This window comes from Clostridium sp. HBUAS56017, from assembly GCF_007115085.1.
Classification (GTDB): Bacteria; Bacillota; Clostridia; order Clostridiales; family Clostridiaceae; genus Clostridium; species Clostridium cibarium.
Map to the genome: position 1 here is coordinate 78,117 of NZ_SULK01000016.1, position 17,928 is coordinate 96,044.

Sequence of the window (17,928 nt, forward strand, 5' to 3'; positions counted from 1 at the left end):
CTTTTTGGTGAATATGTTATATGTATGTTACATATAACGAAAAGCATAAACATTTGTTTATGCTTTTTTTTATATGCAAGTTATAAAATAATATGATAAAAAGTTTATAACAAAAAAGGATAAAGAATATTCAGTAATGACAAAAAAGTAATTGTTGATGAATTGAAAGGTAAGCCCTTTAAAATGTTAATATCAAAAGGAAGTTAGCAAAAAGTAAGTAAGAAGTTGTAATTAAATAAAATGAAAATAATTTTGATATTAACTAGAATAATATAATTTATTGTCCTACGAAAAAAAAATCAAATCCCACAAAATGACATAAAATGGTAATTAGCGGTGATATAATTTAGATACATTTTATAGGGTTTGGAGGGATTAATGTGCAGTATGGACTAGATGTTGATACTTATAAAAGAATAAAAAACCATAAAAAAGTATTGAATTTAGGTGAAGAGCCTATAAGGTATATGAGTATTTTATTAATAGGGATATTAATTAGCAGGGTTATATTTTTTTTAGATTCTAAAAATATGTCTGGGATAGCACCTTTTGGAGTAGCTTATTTATTAGCTATAACAATTAAGAATAATGAGAAAAATACTTTAAGTGCGGCTATAGGGGCAGCTATAGGATATATAAGCATATCTATGACGGTTAATGATAAGTATGGCAATTTAATTGCGATTATAATGTTGGTGTTGTATAGCGCTGTCATAAAGGCAATGGACAAATATGCAAAAGAATATTATATGTATGGTGTTATAGCAATTAGCTATATTATCAATGGATTTATGGTAAGTGGATATGATTTGGGGGTTAACATAACCATATCTCTAATTAATACATTAATAGTATTGCCTGTGTATTATGTCATTAGATATGGTATTACATGTATTGAAGAGTTCAATACAAATTACTTTTTCTCTATAGAAGAGATGATCAGTATGGGAGTAATAATATGTCTAATCATTTCAGGAATTGGAGAGTTAGAGATATTAGGGATATCTATAAGAAGTGTGTTTGCATATACAGTTATACTATTAATAGCATATGTAGGAGGTGCAACTTATGGAGCTGCTATAGGCGTAGCTATGGGGATAATAGTAGGACTTAGTTCTGGGGATATAGCAAATTCAATCACATTTTACAGTGTAGCGGGACTTATATCGGGAGTTTTTAAAGATACTGGAAAAATATTCACGTTTTTATCGTACCTTATTATGTACTTTACATTATCTCTATATTGTCATGATCTTAGTATGAATTCTTTGATAGAAGTCTTAATATCAGGAGGATTATTATTTGTAACTCCAAGAATTTTAATTGATGCAATTAGTATTGAGATGAATGTTGATAGAAAAAGAGGGATGGTTAATGAAACTGAGTTAACAGAGATTAAAGAAGAGTTTACTGATAAGGTGAAATTGTTGGAGACGGCATTGTTGTCGGTATCTAGAACATTATATGTTATTGGTGAAAATGACAAACTTATGTATAAAAACAAAAGTGCTGCACTTATAGAAAATCTAGCTGATAGGGTTTGTCCTAAATGTGCAAGATGTGAAAAGTGCTGGGAAAGGGATTTCAATTCAACTTATAAGTCTTTTGAAAAATTAATTAAAAGTTATGAGAATAAGAAAATAATATTTCCTAGTGAACTTGAAAAAATATGTTTGTATAAATTTGAGTTAATGAAAAATACTGAAATAATTGTAGATAACTTAAATTATAAAGAAATTCTAAAAGCGCGTTTAGGAGATGGAAGACAATTGTTAGCAAATCACGTTGAAAATATAGCTTCTTCCATGAGAGATATGTTAGCTGATTTTAAAGAACGAGTAACTGTTTGTAATGAAGTAGAAAGGTTAATAAGAAGAGCATTAAATAAAAATGGAATACATTATAAAAAAATGTTTTGCTATAGAGATTCAAGTGGAAGATTAAAGGTGAAGCTTAGGATGCAAAATTGTGGTGGAGGTAATTTTTGCGGAAAGAGAATACTTCCCATAATAAATGATGTAGTAAGCGAGCATGTGTGTATAGGTGGAGAAGGATGTAAAATAGATCCAATCAGTAATGAATGTGTAGTGATTTTTGAGGAGAGCCCAAAATATCACATGGTTTCATATGGCGCAATGACATCTAAAGAGGGGGAGGATTATACAGGAGATACTTTTAGTTTTGGAAAGACTAAGGAAGGTTCTTATATGACTCTTATAAGCGATGGAATGGGTTCGGGACCTGAAGCTGGAAAGGAAAGTAAGGTTACGGTAGAGCTAGTTGAAGATTTCATAGAGGCTGGATTTGATAAAGATACAACTGTTAATATGGTTAATTCTATTATGGCTATGAAATTTGAGGAGGATGAAAAGTTTTCTACATTGGATTTAAACTTGGTTGATTTATACTCAGGATGGATATCGTTTATTAAAATTGGGGCTGTAGCTAGCTTTGTGAAAAGTGGAAAAAAGGTAAGGGCTATAACGTCAAATATGCCGCCTTTTGGCTTGGTAGATAAGGTTGAGGTTGAAGAAGTAAAGCAAAAGGTTAAAAATGGAGATTTGATTATTACCATAAGTGATGGAATTTTAGATGTAAGTAAGGAGAGTTTAGGAAGTTATAATTGGCTCATGGAATATTTAGAAGATGCATCTAAAAACCCTAAAAAGTTAGCTAGTGATATTTTGGATAAGGCAAAGGAATTGAGTGGAGGAGTAGCCAAGGATGATATGACAGTAGTTGTATCTAAGGTGTATGCTATGTATTAGTTATAACAATAATAGCTGGCTAAGTTTTTAGCTAGCTATTTTATTTTTTTGAATAAAAATGTAAAATGTATATAGGAAAAAAGAATTGAGGAAAGAATATGATGAAAGATATCAAGGAAAGATTTGTGAATTACATAGAAAAAAATGAACTTATAAGAAAAGGTGATGGGATAGTAGTAGGATTGTCTGGCGGCCCGGATTCTACATGTTTATTACATTTATTGTGTAGTATTAAAGATGAGATGAACTTAAAGATTGCAGCGGTTCATGTAAATCATATGTTCAGAGGAGATGATGCTGATGGAGATCAGAGGTTTTCAGAAGAAATCTCTAAGGCATTTGATGTTGAGTTTTTTTATAAAAAGATAGATGTGAGTCGTTATGGTAGAGAAAATGGATTGTCATCTGAAACTGCTGGTAGAGAAATTAGATACAATTATTTTAATGAGATAATGAATAAGTTAAAATTCTCAAAAATAGCTACAGCACATAACGCTAATGATCAGGTTGAAACAATATTGATGAGAATTATGAGGGGGACTGGGCTTGAAGGACTTGGAGGTATTCCTGTAAAAAGAGAAAATAGATATATTAGACCTATATTATTTATGAAACGTGAGGAAATTGAACAATATTGTAAAGTGCATAAGTTAAATCCACGTATAGATGAAACTAACTTGGAGAGACTTTATAGTAGAAATAAGGTAAGACTTGATATGATACCGTATATGAAAGAAAATTTTAATGAGGATATTATTGAAACTATTAATAGAATGTCATTATTGTTACAAGAAGATAATAAATTCATTTTAGAAGAAGTAGATAGTAGATATAAGGAAAGTTGTTTTAGGGAAAATGATAAGGTTGTTATATGTAAGAAGGCTTTTGAGTATAATAGTTCTATTATAAAGCGAATTATTAGAAAAGCAATTAAGGAAGTTAATGGGGATAAGTATGATGTAGAATTGAAGCATATAATGGAAGTGGTAGAACTTAGTAAGTTAGAAACAGGTAAAAAGATTGATTTGCCAAGAGGTGTAAGTGCAGAGAATGTTTATGGTGATATTTGTATTAGACTAAAGAAATCTACAATAGGTAGTGATTGTGATGAAATAATTTTGAATAAGAATGAATTGCATGGTAGAGAGATAATATTCCGAAGTTATATTTTCAATTTTGAAGTGATAAATAATGAGAAAAATATTAGTTTAGATAAAAATAATGAAATTAAGTATTTTAATTACGATAGTATTAATGGTAATATTATCATTAGGCAAAGAAAAAATGGAGATAAAATAAATCCTTTGGGTATGAAGGGGAGTAAGAAATTAAAAGATATATTCATAGATATGAAAATACCTAAGGAAAATAGAGAGTTAATCCCTATAATACAATTTGATGAAAATATTGCATGGGTGTTTTCTATTAAAATATCTGAATTGTATAAGGTCACAGAAAAAACTAAGAAAGTTCTTAAAATAAGTGTTAGGAGAAAGGAAAATAAGTTATGCTGAATGATATAAAAGAAATACTATTTAGTGAAGAGACAATAAAAGAAAAAGTTAAGGAAATGGGGAAGATAATTACAAAAGACTATGAAGGAAAAGATTTAATAGTAATAGGTGTTTTAAAAGGTTCTGTATTATTTGCATCAGACTTAATAAAAAACATAGATATGTACTGTGAAATAGATTTTATGGCTGTTTCAAGTTATGGAAACTCAACTGAAACTTCAGGAGTTGTTAGAATATTGAAAGATTTAGACCATAGTATAGAAGGAAAGGATATATTAATAGTTGAAGATATAGTTGATACAGGAATAACATTAGGCTATTTACTTAATTATCTCAAAGCTAGAAAAGCAAATTCTATAGAAATAGCAACACTGTTAAACAAGCCTTTAAGACGAGAAGTTGATATTCATGTAAAATATATAGGATTTGAAGCTCCAGATGAGTTCTTGGTTGGATATGGAATAGATTATGCAGAAAAGTACAGAAACTTACCTTTTGTAGGTACTTTAAAGCCGGAAATTTATGAAAAATAGAGTGATTTATATTATTGTATAAAGAAATCCCTTGTGGTAAAATTTAAAAATAACGAGAAGAGAGGGGGGCTCTGAATGAAAAAAAGTTCAAGCTCAGCTATATGGATTATAATGCTTGTAGTACTAGTGGCAGCAGCCACAACAATATGGCAAACTAAAGGAAATACTGAAAATATACCATACAGTTCTTTCCAACAAAAATGGAAGTCGGATGAAATCGTAAGTATTGCAGTTAATGAAGATAAAATGCTTATTCAGGGCAAAACAAGCAACAACACAATGTTCACTACATACGCACCAAGTGAGATGATTGTATCATTGATGGCAGAAAGCCCAAAAGATAATGTAAGAGTTGAATTTGATGCACCATCAAATAGTGGAGCGTGGTTAAGTATCATACCAATAATAGTTTTAGTTGTTATGGTATTAGTATTTTTGTTTGTATTTACTCAACAGTCACAAGGTGGCGGTGGAGGAAGAGGTGTTATGAACTTTGGGAAAAGTAGAGCAAAGATAGCAACACCTGATTCTAAGAAGGTTACATTTAATGATGTTGCAGGAGCAGATGAAGAAAAAGCAGAACTTGAAGAAATTGTAGATTTTTTAAAGTTACCTGCAAAGTATATTGAAATGGGAGCTAGAATTCCTAAGGGAGTGTTATTAGTAGGACCTCCAGGAACAGGTAAGACTTTACTGGCTAAGGCTATTGCTGGAGAAGCTGGGGTTCCATTTTTCAGTATATCTGGTTCTGATTTCGTTGAAATGTTCGTTGGAGTAGGAGCATCAAGAGTAAGAGATTTATTTCAAGAAGCTAAAAAGAATGCTCCTTGTATAGTGTTTATTGATGAAATAGATGCTGTAGGAAGACAAAGAGGAGCAGGTCTTGGTGGTGGTCATGATGAAAGAGAACAAACTTTGAATCAATTATTAGTTGAGATGGATGGATTTGGGGTTAATGAAGGAATCATAATGATTGCAGCTACAAATAGACCTGATATACTAGATCCAGCATTATTAAGACCGGGAAGATTTGATAGACAAATTGTTGTTGGAGCTCCTGATGTTAGAGGAAGAGAAGAGATATTAAAAGTTCATACTAGAAAAAAACCATTAGATGAAAGTGTTAGTTTGGAAATTTTAGCAAAGAGAACGCCAGGGTTTAGTGGTGCAGATATAGAAAACTTGGCGAATGAGGCGGCTCTTTTATCAGTGAGAAGAGGAAAGAAAAAGATTACTATGCAGGAGATGGAAGAAGCTATAACAAGAGTAATAGCTGGGCCAGAGAAAAAGAGCAGAGTAATTAGTGAACATGATAGAAAACTTACTGCATATCATGAAGCAGGGCATGCAGTAGTAATGAAATTACTGCCTAATTCAGATCCAGTTCATGAAATATCAATTATTCCAAGAGGTAGAGCTGGAGGATATACTATGCATTTACCAAATGAGGATAGAACATATACTTCTAAATCTAAGTTGAAAGATGAAATGGTAGGGCTTCTAGGAGGAAGAGTTGCTGAACAATTAGTTCTTGGAGATATAAGTACAGGGGCTAAAAATGATATAGACAGAGCAAGTGCTATTGCAAGAAGTATGGTTATGGAATATGGAATGAGTGAAAATATAGGTGCAATTTCTTATGGCACAGATCAAAATGAAGTTTTCTTAGGAAGAGACTTAGGAAGAGGTAGAAACTTTAGTGAAAAAATTGGAGCTGAAATTGATGGAGAAATAAAGAAATTCATAGATGAAGCCTATAAGAGTGCTGAAGAATTATTAAAGAAAAATATAGATAAACTTCATGCAGTATCAGCAGCTTTGCTTGAGAAGGAAAAACTTGAAGGTAAAGAATTTGTTGAGATATTTGAAAATGCATAAAATAAGATAAGGGAAGACTTTTTATAAAGTCTTCTTTTTATACATACAATAAATACATTATAATAAAAAAGACACGGGTAATAGCGAATTATAAGAACAATTTGGTTAAAAATGTTCGATTATTCTTTAAAAAGCAATAGATAGATGATATAATCTTTATGGAAGATAAAGAAATTAATCTAAGTTTAAGGGGTGTTTATTAGATATGAAAAGTGATATACAAATAGCGCAAGAAGCTGTTATGGAACCAATTAATAAGATAGCGGAAAAGATTAATTTATCGGAAGATGATATTGAGTTATATGGTAAGTATAAGTGTAAAATATCCTTAGATGTTTTACATAGGAATAAGGATAAAAAAGATGGGAAGTTAGTATTGGTTACAGCTATTAATCCCACTCCAGCTGGAGAAGGCAAGTCAACAGTAACAGTAGGACTTGGCCAGGCATTTTGTAAGCAAGGGAAAAATGCAATAATAGCATTAAGAGAACCATCACTTGGACCAGTGTTTGGTATTAAGGGAGGAGCAGCAGGTGGAGGTTATGCACAGGTTGTACCCATGGAAGATATAAATTTGCATTTTACTGGGGATATGCATGCAATTACTTCTGCAAATAATTTGTTATGTGCAGCAATAGATAATCATATTCATCAAGGAAATGCTCTTAATATAGATTCAAGAAGAATAATATTTAAGAGAGTAATGGATATGAATGATAGAGCATTAAGAAGCGTTGTTGTTGGTATGGGTGGAAAAGCCAATGGATTCTTAAGGGAAGATGGGTTTATGATAACTGTAGCTTCTGAAATAATGGCTATATTATGTTTAGCTAATAATCTTAGTGATCTTAAGGAAAGAATGGGAAACATATTGATCGCTTATGATTTAGATGGAAATCCGGTATATGCGAAACAATTAGAAGTACAAGGTGCTATGGCTCTATTGATGAAGGACGCAGTTAAGCCTAATTTAGTTCAGACATTAGAGAATACTCCAGCTATAATTCATGGAGGACCTTTTGCAAATATTGCTCATGGTTGTAATTCTATTTTGGCTACAAAAATGGCATTGAAACTTGGAGACATTGTGATTACAGAAGCAGGATTTGGTGCTGATCTTGGAGCAGAGAAGTTTTTAGATATAAAATGTAGATATGGAGGATTGAATCCAAACTGTGTTGTGGTTGTAGCTACTATAAGGGCTCTTAAACATCACGGTGGCGTAAGCAAGGAAGAATTAAATACTCCGAATGTAGAGGCTCTTTCTAAAGGAATTGTAAATTTAGAAAAGCAAATTGAAAATATAAAGAAATATGATGTGCCGGTTGTAGTTGCTATAAATAGATTTTTAACTGATAGTGATGAAGAAATAAAATTTATTAAAGAGTTTTGTGGAAATCTTGGCGTGAAAGTTGCACTTTCAGATGTATGGGCAAAAGGTGGAGAAGGTGGAATTGAACTTGCAGAGATAGTTCAAAATGTATTAGACAAGGAAGAATCAAATTTTAAACCTATATACAGTATTGATTCAAAAATTGAAGAGAAAATATTAAAGATTTCTAGAGAAATTTATGGAGCAAACAATGTAAATTATTCGCCAGCTGCTAAAAAACAAATTCAAGAGATTGAAAAGTTTGGGTTGGATAAATTACCTATATGTATGGCGAAAACACAGTACTCATTATCTGATAATCCAGCATTGCTTGGAAAACCTAAAGGTTTTGATATATCAGTAAAGGAAGTTAGAGTATCAAATGGAGCTGGATTCATAGTTGTATTAACTGGAAATGTAATGACTATGCCGGGTTTGCCAAAGGTGCCAGCTGCTAATAGAATGGATATATTAGAAAGTGGAGAGATAATAGGACTATTTTAAACTTAATATCAAATAAATATATTGGACTTGACAAATTGCGCTGAATTGCTAAAATTATATTGTCAATTTTAAGTTATTTATTGTAGTAAAGGCAGCTATCACAGCTGCTTTTAATTATATTAAGGTGGTGCTTTTATGATTTTACTCGTGGATGTTGGAAATACTAATATTGTTTTAGGTTTGCAAAAAGATGAAAATTGTATAGCTAGTTGGCGTATATCAACTGATGCAAAAAAAACATCGGATGAATATGGAATTCAAGTTATGCAGTTATTTAATCAAAATCAATTTGATCCGAAAGCTGTAGAAGGAATTATTATTTCCTCTGTAGTACCTAACACAATGCATTCATTAGAAAATATGATTAGAAAATGTTTCAATATTGAACCTATAATAGTTGGTCCTGGAATAAAAACAAAAATAAATATTAAATATGATAATCCTAAAGAAGTTGGAGCTGATAGGATCGTAAATGCTGTTGCTGCTTATGAGCTTTATAGAAGACCTATGATAATAATTGATTTTGGGACAGCTACTACTTTTTGCTCAGTTACAAGAACAGGTGATTATTTAGGTGGATGTATAGTACCAGGAATAAAAATATCATCGGATGCTTTATTTGATAGAGCTGCGAAGCTTCCAAGGGTAGAATTAGAATTGCCAAAAAAAGTTATATGTAAAAATACAATTTCGAGCATGCAAGCTGGAATATTATATGGATATATAGGGCAAGTAGAATATATAGTGAATAAAATGAAAAAAGAAATGAAGAGTAAGGATAATGAGGAACCATATGTAGTTGCCACTGGGGGGTTAGCTAATTTAATAAGTAAGCATACTAATGTTATAGATAAAGTAAATTCTGATTTGACATTACAAGGGCTTAAAATATTGTACCAGAAGAATAAGGAGTAGATATGCGATGAAGATAGGTAATCTGGTCTTAGAAAACAATGTATTTTTAGCACCGATGGCCGGAGTTACTGATATTTCTTTTAGAGGACTATGTAAAGAAATGGGATGTGGGCTTGTCTATACGGAAATGGTAAGTGCAAAAGCATTATATTATGGAAGTGAAAATACACAGTCGTTATTAAGAATAGCAGAAGAAGAAAGACCTGTAGCTACACAAATTTTTGGAAGAGATCCTAAGATAATGGCTGAAATATCAGAAAAATATTTAAATGATAGAGATGATATTTGTATTATTGATATAAATATGGGATGTCCCGCACCTAAAATAATTAAAAATGGTGAAGGATCAGCATTATTGAAAGAACCTGAGTTAGCAGCTGAGATAGTTAAAGAAATAAAAAAGGTTGCAACAAAACCAGTTACGGTGAAATTTAGAAAGGGATTTTCTGATGACAATATAAATGCTGTAGATTTTGCTAAAACTATGGAACAGGCTGGGGCAGATGCTATTACTATACATGGAAGAACAACAAAACAAATGTATGAAGGTAAGGCTGATTGGGATATAATAAAGCAAGTAAAAGAAGCGGTTAGTATTCCTGTTATAGGAAATGGGGATGTATTCTCTCCAGAAGCCGCATTAATGTTGAAAGAAATCTCTAATTGTGATGGTATAATGGTTGCCAGGGGAAGTATGGGAAATCCATGGATATTTAAACAGATAGAGAGAAAATTAAATGGTGAAGAAGAGAGTAGTATAAAACCAGAAGAAAAAATTGATATGTGTCTTAGACATTATGAATTAGCTATAAAATATGATGGTGAATATAAAGCTGTTAGAGAAATGAGAAAACATGCATCATGGTATTTAAAAGGACTTCCTAGAAGTTCGGAAGTAAGAAATAATATTAATACGATTGATAACAGTTATTCTGTATTAAGTATATTAAAGGAATATAGAGAAGAGTTAGCAATATATTAATTATTGATGGTAATTAAGCGAAATGAAACATATAAAGTTTTTTTTAGGGTATCAAGAAATAGGAATAAGGTATATAATAGGTGATAGACTAACTAGATGTAGTTTTTATTAAGTATGCCCTTAATTATCATTTATTGACATATTATATAGGCTGATTTATAATAGGTTAAATGATTTTAGAACTAAGAAAAATAGTAAACTAAATTATGTATTAAAGGGGAGTATAATATGAGCGAAGCAAAGAAATACATCATGACATATGAAGGTGTAAAAAAATTAGAAGAAGAGTTAGAATTCTTAAAAACTGTTAAAAGAAAAGAGATAACAGAAAAGATAAAGGTTGCTTTGGGTTATGGAGATTTAAGCGAAAACTCTGAATATGATGAAGCAAAAAATGAACAGGCATTTACAGAAGGAAGAATTCTTCAATTAGAAAATATGTTAAAAAATGCTTCAGTAGTTGATGAATCAGAAATCCCAGCAGGAACTGTTGCAGTTGGAGCAATAGTAAAAGTTAAGGATTTTGAGTTTGATGAAGAAGTTGAATATACAATAGTAGGCTCAGCAGAAGCAGATCCTATGAATTTTAAAATTTCAAATGAATCTCCAGTAGGAAGAGCTTTAATAGGAAAGCAAGTTGGGGATGTTGTAGAGGTAGCTGTACCAGACGGAGTAAACAAGTTTGAGGTATTAGATATAAGAAGATAGTAACGGAGGGATATTAATGTCAACTGAGGAAATGAATATACAAGAGTTAGAATCTCAGTATAATGAACAAGAAAGATTAAGAAGAGAGAAGTTAACAGAGCTACAAAATGAAGGTAAAGATCCATTTGATGTGTATAAAATTGAAAGAACTCATACATCAAAGTCTGTTAAAGACAACTATGATGAGCTTGAAGGCAAAACTGTGACTGTTGCAGGAAGAATAATGTCTAAGAGAGGGCAAGGAAAAGTTGTGTTCTCAGATGTTTATGATAGAGATGGAAAAATACAATTATTCATAAAGATCGATGAAGTTGGAGAAGAAAACTTAAAATCATACAAGAGCTATGATCTTGGAGACATTGTTGCTGCTACAGGAGAAGTGTTTAAAACTAAAACAGAAGAAATATCAATAAAGGTTAAGAGCTTTGAATTAGTTTGTAAGTCATTAAAACCATTACCAGAAAAGTGGCATGGGTTAAAGGATCCTGACTTAAGATATAGACAAAGAGAAGTTGATATTATAACTAATCCTGAAGTTAAAGATACTTTTATAAAAAGAAGTCAAATAATTAAGGGAATAAGAACATTCTTAGATGATAGAGGATTCCTTGAAGTTGAAACTCCAATACTTGGAGCTATTGCTGGTGGTGCGGCAGCTAAGCCTTTCATAACACATCACAATACTTTAGGGATAGATATGTATCTAAGAATAGCAACAGAGTTATATTTAAAGAGACTTATAGTTGCTGGATTTGAAAAAGTGTATGATATGGGTAAAAACTTTAGAAATGAAGGGATGTCTGTAAGACATAATCCAGAGTTTACTTGTATTGAATTATATGAAGCTTATTCTGATTATAATGACATGATGGAAATATGTGAAAATATGGTTGCTTCTGTTTGTGAAAAGGTAAATGGAACAACTAAGGTAATGTATCAAGGAACTGAAATTGATTTTAAGCCACCATGGAGAAGAATAACTATGGTAGACGCAGTTAAAGAATATGCAGGTATTGATTTCAATGATATAAAGTCTGATGAAGAAGCTCAAGCTATAGCTAAGGAGAAACATTTAGAGTTCCCTAAGCCACTTAATACTGTAACAAAGGGTGAAGTGCTAAATGCTTTATATGAAGAATTTGGTGAACAAAATATGATTCAACCTACATTCGTTACAGATTATCCAGTAGAAATATCTCCTTTGACTAAGAAGAAGAGAGGTAATGAAGCATTTACTGAAAGATTTGAGGGCTTTGTATTTGGTAGAGAAATATGTAATGCTTACTCAGAATTAAATGATCCTATAGTTCAAAGAGAAAGATTTGAGCAACAAGCTAAATCAAGAGAACTTGGAGATGATGAAGCATATATGATAGATGAAGAATTTATGAGTGCTTTAGAAACAGGAATGCCTCCAACAGGGGGACTTGGAATAGGAATAGATAGATTAATAATGTTCTTAACAGATTCAGCATCTATTAGAGACGTTATATTATTCCCAACAATGAAACCACAAACAAATAACTAGAAACTAAAAGGTGTTGACTATAAAAGTTAACACCTTTTTTATAAAACCGATTTACAGTTTGTACTAAAAATATATTTTTATAGAATTTTTATATGACGAAAAAGTAGATATAATGTGAGTTCTGGGGATTTTAGATATAAAAAATAAAAAAAGTTTATAAAAAAGTGTTGCAATTTACTTTAAAGCTGATATAATAATCAATGTAATGACGTTCCGCGATAGCTCAATGGTGGAGCACTCGGCTGTTAACCGATAGGTTGGAGGTTCGAGTCCTCTTCGCGGAGCCAATTATTTTTATGTCATTACTGTATATTCCGCGATAGCTCAATGGTGGAGCACTCGGCTGTTAACCGATAGGCTGGAGGTTCGAGTCCTCTTCGCGGAGCCATATGTTTGTAAAGCGATGTTATGCATCGCTTTTGTTTTTTATAGAAATATAATATAAAGTAACTCTTGACATATATTGTTGTTTTGATAAAATATAAAATATAATTACATAGGCGCAAAGAAAAAGAGGAGTAGTCTTTGATTTATTTAAGAGAGATGACGGTTTGGTGAGAGTCATTATAAAGATATAGGATGAATGGAACTTTTGAGTGCTAATTTAGAAAGTTGGGCTTATGCCAAGAAGGGTGGAACCGCGGAAGTATTTTTCGTCCCTTTGAGGTTAGGGCTTTTTTTATTTACAATAATTTTTGGGAGGTAATGTATTATGGCAGTTGAAAAGACAATGGAAAAAATAGTAGCTCTATGTAAAAGTAGAGGATTCATATTCCCAGGATCAGATATATATGGAGGATTAGCAAATTCGTGGGATTACGGCCCTTTAGGTGTAGAGTTTAAGAACAATGTTAAAAAGGCTTGGTGGAAGAAGTTTGTACAAGAAAGTCCATATAATGTTGGAGTTGATTGTGCAATACTAATGAATAGTGAAGTTTGGGTAGCATCTGGACACGTTGGTGGTTTTTCCGATCCTCTTATGGATTGTAAGGAATGTAAATCAAGATTTAGAGCAGATAAGTTAGTTGAAGATCATATGACTGAAAATGGAGTAGAAGTTGCTTCAGCTGATGGTTGGTCAAATGAACAATTAAAAGATTACATAGAAAAGAACAATATCGTTTGTCCTAAATGTGGAAAGATGAATTATACAGACATAAGAAAATTCAACTTAATGTTTAAGACTTATGCTGGGGTTACAGAAGATGCTAAGAATGAAATATACTTAAGACCAGAAACTGCACAAGGTATATTTGTAAACTTTAAATCAGTACAAAGATCTTCAAGGAAAAAGGTTCCTTTTGGGATAGCTCAAATTGGTAAATCTTTTAGAAATGAAATTACTCCAGGGAACTTTACATTTAGAACAAGAGAATTCGAGCAAATGGAATTAGAATTTTTCTGTGAACCAGGAACTGATTTGGAGTGGTTTGGATATTGGAGAGATTACTGTTGGAAGTTCCTTTTAAACTTGGGGGTTACAGAGAACAATCTAAGAATGAGAGATCATGCTGCAGAAGAGCTTTCGTTTTATTCAAAGGCAACATCTGATATAGAATATTTATTCCCATTTGGTTGGGGGGAATTATGGGGTGTAGCGGATAGAACTGATTATGACCTTATGAAGCATCAAGAGCATTCAGGTCAAGATATGAGTTATTTAGATCCTACAACTAATAAAAAGTACGTACCATATTGTATAGAACCTTCATTGGGTGCAGATAGAGTTGCGCTAGCATTCTTGGTAGATGCTTATGATGAAGAAGATTTGTCAGTTGATGGCAAGGAAGATTCAAGAGTCGTTATGCATTTACATCCAGTATTAGCACCATACAAAGCTGCTATATTACCTCTATCAAAGAAACTTTCAGAAAAAGCTCTAGATATATATGCAGAATTAAGCAAAAAGTTCAATATAGAGTATGATGAAGCAGGAAGTATAGGTAAGAGATATAGAAGACAAGATGAAATAGGAACTCCATTTTGTATAACAATAGATTTTGATACTGAAACAGATGGATCAGTAACTATAAGAAATAGAGATACTATGGAACAAGAAAGAGTAAAGATTAGTGAATTAGAATCATATATTTATAAGAGTATGGAATTCTAATAAGCTTTGATATTAGAATAAAAGTAACTAAGAATATAAAAGCGAAGTTTATTGAGTCTAGATCAATAACTTCGCTTTGTTTTAGATTTTCTAAATGATATAATTAGTAACAAATGGATAAACTAAGTAGAGTGAGAATGGAAATTTAATTTTAGTATTATTATTGTTATAAGGTGGAGGAGTAATAAATGAAAAGAGATTTTAATGAATTCAAAGATTTTATAAAGCGAAAAAAGGTTGGGGTAGTAGGGATTGGTGTTTCAAATATTCCTTTGATAAAATTTTTAGTTAAGCTTGGAGCAGATGTTACTGCATTTGATGCTAAGAAAGAAGAAGAGTTAGGGAATGTTATTGAAGAATTTAAAAGTATTGGAGTTAAATCTGAACTTGGAGAAGGTTATTTAGATAAACTTACAGGCTTTGATGTAGTATTTAAAACTCCATCCATGAGAATTGATAGTGAGGCTTTAGTAAGAGCGAAGAATGAAGGTTCTTACATAACATCTGAAATGGAGGAGTTTGTTAGATATTGCAAAGGAAAGGTTTATGGAATCACAGGAAGTGATGGTAAAACGACTACTACAACAATTATATCTAAGTTATTAATGGAAGAAGGATATAAAACTTGGGTTGGAGGAAATATAGGAACACCTTTATTTTCTCAAATTGAAGAAATAGAAGAAAAGGATATGGTTGTATTAGAGCTTTCGAGTTTTCAATTAATGACAATGGATGCAGAAATAGATGTAGCTGTATGCACTAATTTAGCACCAAATCATTTGGATATGCATAAGGATATGCAGGAGTATATAGATGCAAAGAAGAATATATTTTTGTATCAAAAAGAAAATGATGTGTTAGTAGTTAATAGAGAAAATGAAATAACATATAAATTTGAAAAAGAAGCTAAAGGTGAAGTTAGAGAATTTACTTCAAAGAGGATTATTGAAAAAGGTGCATATTATAATGATGGAACTTTGTACTTAGATGGTAAAGAAGTTTGCAAAAAAGATGATATTGTAATAAAAGGAATGCATAATGTAGAAAATTATTTAGCTGCTTTTGTGGCAACTAAAGATAATGTAACTATAGAAGCTATGAAAAGAGTTGCGGAGAGTTTTGCTGGAGTAGAACATAGATGTGAGTTAGTAAGAGAGATAAATGGAGTTAAGTATTACAATGATTCTATAGCATCTAGTCCAACAAGAACTCTTGCAGGACTTAAAGCCTTTGAAAGAAAAGTCATAATTATAGTTGGTGGGTATGATAAACACATTCCGTTTGAACCACTAGCGTATGAAGGATATCCATACATAAAAGAATTAATATTACTTGGTGCTACAAAAGATAAGATAAAGGCTGCATTTGACAAGTTAGAAGCAGAAAAGGGTATTAAGGTAAATATGCACTTCGTGGATTCTCTTGAAGATGCAGTAGTTAAGGCTAGAGAGCTAGGAGAAGAGGGAGATATAGTGACTTTATCACCAGCTTGTGCATCTTTTGATATGTTTCCTAACTTTGCTGTCAGAGGAAATGAGTTTAAGAGAATAGTAAATAAACTATAAAAGAATTTTTCGAAATTATTAAAAGTGCTTAAAGTAAAGAATATTCTTACTTTAAGCACTTTTTTATTTAGCGGTATCAAGACCAACAATATAAGGATTATTTACATTAATTCCTTTTTGAACGAATATTCCTTTATCGGTTGGATAAAAATCATTTATGCTGTCAGCTAATAATTTAGTTGAAGTTGCTTCTGGTTTATTTATATCTACATTGAGTTTGTAGAAACAATTTGCATCTTCTCCGCTTATAAAGTATAAGTTGTTATTGAAAACTTTTAAATTAGTAATTTTCATAACAGCCACTCTTTTAGTTTCTTTCGTAGAAGGATCAAGTTTGTATAAATTGTTATTATCATCTGAATTCGATATTAACAATTGAGATGAATATGGTGCAAAACTATCTACAGAGAAGTCTGCTAATTTTTCTTTTCCTGTCCCATCAATTTTTATTTTATATAATTTAGAACCATCACTTATGTTTTGATATAAAATGAAGTTGTTGTTTATTATGTATCTTCCAACTATATCAGGAGTCATAACTTTACTGCTTTTAGTTTTTGTATCATAAGCATATAATTTACCTTGATGGTTATAGTTATCTGGAATATCAAGATAAAATATCTTATCTTCCATTGATGTTATATTGTGAGCATTGCTATTGTTTATTTTAGTATAAGTTTTATCAGATATATTAATAGATGCTAAGTTATTAGCACTATTTCCATCTCCAAAATAAATAGTGTTATTAACTATAACAAAAGTTTCACCTGAGTAGTTAAAAAAATCAGAGACGGATTTATTTGAAAGCATATCCTTTGGGATAGGATCATTAACAATAGACAATTTATTATTATCATCCCAGTTAGAAAAGATCAGCGAGTTACCGTTCACAGCAAAAGGTGAAGAGTATGTTGTTTTGTCATTTAATACTAATGGTTCTATAAGGTTATTTGAACTAGTACTTGAATTACTTGATGAGGATATTTCGTTTGATGAATTTGAATCTGATTTAGAACTGCTGTTTGTACAACTTGTGATTGTTAGTGCAGTAGCTATTAATAATGATAACAGTATATATTTTTTCATTTATTATAGTCTCCCTTCGATAAAATGCTTAAGTTATTCTATAATATAATATTAATTTAAAAAGCAAATTGAGTAAAGAGAAATAAGGATATTAGCAAAAAAGGAACAAATATTGATTAATATAAGAGTAACTTATCCAGGTGTATCTATAGTTGAAAAATGTAGAATATGAATATTTTCGTTAGCATTATGAAGATAAATAGAAAAAATAGATAGAGTTAGCCTGTAACTAAGCAAAAAAAAATGATACTATAATAAACGTCGTCAGGACAAAGTAATTAACGGATTCGAAAAATATGAAAATAAGTTAAAAAACTTATTGACAAGAAAATTGAATGATGTTATTATAATATGGCGGTCAGAGAGACTGTAATTGATCTTTGAAAATTGAACAGATATAAATAAGTTAAAAACCAGCAATTCTTTTAGAGTAAGTTTTTTGAGTAGATTAAACTTTTTATT

12 protein-coding genes and 2 tRNA genes are annotated in these 17,928 nt (G+C 31.2%); 13 read left to right on the top strand and 1 reads right to left on the bottom strand.

Features of this window, described 5'->3' with window-relative positions:
- The first annotated feature begins 380 nt into the window (after positions 1-380).
- The 13 genes from spoIIE (at position 381) to murD (ending at position 16,380) form a co-directional block, all read left to right on the top strand.
- Positions 381-2,768 carry a stage II sporulation protein E gene (spoIIE, locus tag FAY47_RS14160; RefSeq protein WP_143317559.1) on the top strand — a complete coding sequence of 796 codons (2,388 nt, stop codon included), beginning with the start codon at positions 381-383 and terminating at the stop codon, positions 2,766-2,768.
- A gap of 110 nt (positions 2,769-2,878) precedes the next feature.
- Entirely contained in the window at positions 2,879-4,282 is a 1,404-nt protein-coding gene (gene tilS, locus FAY47_RS14165; protein ID WP_143317571.1) for a tRNA lysidine(34) synthetase TilS, read from the top strand.
- The gene (gene hpt, locus FAY47_RS14170; RefSeq protein WP_143317560.1) at positions 4,276-4,815 is read left to right on the top strand and encodes a hypoxanthine phosphoribosyltransferase; all 540 of its coding nucleotides are present in this window, start codon (positions 4,276-4,278) and stop codon (positions 4,813-4,815) included. The genes tilS and hpt overlap by 7 nt, the downstream gene beginning before the upstream one ends.
- A 75-nt stretch (positions 4,816-4,890) precedes the next feature.
- Positions 4,891-6,693: an ATP-dependent zinc metalloprotease FtsH gene (ftsH, locus tag FAY47_RS14175; RefSeq protein WP_143317561.1), complete on the top strand. Its 1,803-nt coding sequence runs from the start codon at positions 4,891-4,893 to the stop codon at positions 6,691-6,693.
- A gap of 205 nt (positions 6,694-6,898) precedes the next feature.
- Positions 6,899-8,569 carry a formate--tetrahydrofolate ligase gene (locus tag FAY47_RS14180; RefSeq protein WP_143317562.1) on the top strand — a complete coding sequence of 557 codons (1,671 nt, stop codon included), beginning with the start codon at positions 6,899-6,901 and terminating at the stop codon, positions 8,567-8,569.
- A gap of 135 nt (positions 8,570-8,704) precedes the next feature.
- Complete coding sequence (locus FAY47_RS14185; RefSeq protein WP_143317563.1) at positions 8,705-9,484, top strand: type III pantothenate kinase; 780 nt, start codon at positions 8,705-8,707, stop codon at positions 9,482-9,484.
- Positions 9,485-9,491: 7 nt separating this feature from the next.
- A complete protein-coding gene (gene dusB / locus FAY47_RS14190) occupies positions 9,492-10,466 on the top strand; it encodes a tRNA dihydrouridine synthase DusB (protein WP_143317564.1) in 975 nt (324 codons plus the stop codon).
- Between the two features lie 228 nt (positions 10,467-10,694).
- A complete protein-coding gene (greA, locus tag FAY47_RS14195; RefSeq protein ID WP_143317565.1) occupies positions 10,695-11,174 on the top strand; it encodes a transcription elongation factor GreA in 480 nt (159 codons plus the stop codon).
- A gap of 16 nt (positions 11,175-11,190) precedes the next feature.
- Positions 11,191-12,702, top strand: a complete 1,512-nt coding sequence (lysS, locus tag FAY47_RS14200; RefSeq protein WP_143317566.1) for a lysine--tRNA ligase — start codon at positions 11,191-11,193, stop codon at positions 12,700-12,702.
- Between the two features lie 212 nt (positions 12,703-12,914).
- Positions 12,915-12,989 (top strand) — tRNA-Asn (locus FAY47_RS14205).
- Between the two features lie 26 nt (positions 12,990-13,015).
- Positions 13,016-13,090 (top strand) — tRNA-Asn (locus FAY47_RS14210).
- 324 nt (positions 13,091-13,414) lie between these two features.
- Entirely contained in the window at positions 13,415-14,815 is a 1,401-nt protein-coding gene (locus FAY47_RS14215) for a glycine--tRNA ligase (protein ID WP_143317567.1), read from the top strand.
- 188 nt (positions 14,816-15,003) lie between these two features.
- The gene (murD, locus tag FAY47_RS14220) at positions 15,004-16,380 is read left to right on the top strand and encodes a UDP-N-acetylmuramoyl-L-alanine--D-glutamate ligase (RefSeq protein WP_143317568.1); all 1,377 of its coding nucleotides are present in this window, start codon (positions 15,004-15,006) and stop codon (positions 16,378-16,380) included.
- A gap of 63 nt (positions 16,381-16,443) precedes the next feature.
- Here murD and FAY47_RS14225 read toward each other — a convergent pair whose 3' ends face one another.
- Positions 16,444-17,466, bottom strand: coding sequence for a DUF5050 domain-containing protein (locus FAY47_RS14225; RefSeq protein ID WP_143317569.1), 1,023 nt, complete (start codon positions 17,464-17,466; stop codon positions 16,444-16,446).
- Between the last annotated feature and the right edge of the window lie 462 nt (positions 17,467-17,928).